Source organism: Bilophila sp. 4_1_30 (assembly GCF_000224655.1).
Classification (GTDB): domain Bacteria; phylum Desulfobacterota; class Desulfovibrionia; order Desulfovibrionales; family Desulfovibrionaceae; genus Bilophila; species Bilophila wadsworthia.
The window spans coordinates 1-1156 of sequence record NZ_JH114262.1; the positions used below are offsets into that span (position 1 = coordinate 1).

A 1156-nucleotide genomic window follows, 5' to 3' on the forward strand; every position below is an offset into this window, starting at 1 on the left:
CGTAGTAGGGGTAGGAGGGGTGAACAGGATTTTGTCGACCTTTGCCGGACTGGTGCCGTCGCGATCCCATCCGGAGACGAGGTCGCTTCCTTGTAGGGGCAGGCGGCGACGGCGCGTCACGTTTGGCGATTTCAAGAGCGTTCTTCGCCTGTTGCACGGCGCGTTCGCACCTTCTGACCTCATCAACGAGTTCCATGATTTCAGCGTCGTTCATTACCGTTCCGTGTGATGCGTGTTGAGGTTATGGGTTCATCTTTTGCCTGAGCTGGTCGGCAAGCTCGGGAACCACGCCGAGCAGGGCCGCCCGGAGTATCGGCTCAAGGCTCTCTGCCGCCTGCTGTTCCGACAAAACAGGCGTCGGGGGTGTATCCGTTCCCGCCACATACTGCGGGCCTTCGCCGGTGCGGATCCACGAGGGATTGAGGCCTTTCTTATTGAAAAGCGTCAAAATCCAAGAATCGGGGATATGGTTGCGCCGTTTCGCATCCGAGATGCTGCTCTGCTTCACACCGAGCATAGCGGCGACATCCGTTTGCGTGCGCAGGCCCGTGGACTGAAGTATCCGCTCATAGGCGTCTTGGAAAGGCATGGCAAGTTCTCCTGTGAAAGCCCCCGGATTGGGAGGCTAACGTTTCGGTCGCGGGCACCCGCACACGGGGCAGGCCGCAAACTTGTGGCTTGTACCGCACTTGGGGCATTCCGTCGGCGGTTTGCCGCCGGAAGTTTTCAGCCCCTTGCAGGCGGCGTTGACGCGGGCGAAGTTCTTTGCCTTGCGCTTGCCCGTCCATTCCGGGCGGTTCGGGTCGTCGTAGCCGGGCATGGTCAGGCTCCGTTTGGAGATTGTTCTCTGGTCAGCACGGCATTCCCTCCTTCGGGGCATCCTTCCATGTCCAGCGGTCCTCGTCGCCGCCGTGTCCGGGATCGGGGTTCAGGCTGCACCCGCCGCAGGGGAAGCCGTCCACGGTGCTGGTGACGTGGGCGCAGGTCTTGCACTCGCGGCGCGGTTCCCAGTTGTCGGCATCGCCGCCGTTTGCCTGTGCGCAGGCTATGCAGGGCTCGGCCTTTTCCGTGCCGTCAGCAGAAAGGTGGCGGCACGACAGGCAGGTGCGGGCGTTGGCGGCGGGTGGCACGGGCAAGGTGAGCACTTCGGCCCGGC

At 62.8% G+C, this 1156-nt stretch carries 4 protein-coding genes; all 4 read right to left on the reverse strand.

Features of this window, described 5'->3' with window-relative positions:
- Positions 1 to 214: hypothetical protein (locus HMPREF0178_RS22725; protein WP_039959537.1), on the reverse strand; the 214-nt coding region annotated here is incomplete at its 3' end.
- Between the two features lie 27 nt (positions 215 to 241).
- Positions 242 to 589: a helix-turn-helix domain-containing protein gene (locus HMPREF0178_RS20020; protein WP_009369359.1), complete on the reverse strand. Its 348-nt coding sequence runs from the start codon at positions 587 to 589 to the stop codon at positions 242 to 244.
- A 36-nt stretch (positions 590 to 625) separates the two neighbouring features.
- Positions 626 to 820 (reverse strand): hypothetical protein, encoded by a 195-nt coding sequence (locus HMPREF0178_RS20025; protein WP_009369360.1) that lies wholly within the window; start codon positions 818 to 820, stop codon positions 626 to 628.
- 31 nt (positions 821 to 851) lie between these two features.
- Positions 852 to 1156 (reverse strand): hypothetical protein (locus tag HMPREF0178_RS20030; RefSeq protein ID WP_009369361.1); only part of this gene is annotated, 305 nt, incomplete at its 5' end.

Excerpts from the sequence above, each read along its gene's own strand:
- HMPREF0178_RS20025 (WP_009369360.1), bottom strand. The coding sequence starts at position 820 with ATGCCCGGCTACGACGACCCGAACCGCCCGGAATGGACGGGCAAGCGC.
- HMPREF0178_RS20020 (WP_009369359.1), bottom strand. The coding sequence starts at position 589 with ATGCCTTTCCAAGACGCCTATGAGCGGATACTTCAGTCCACGGGCCTG.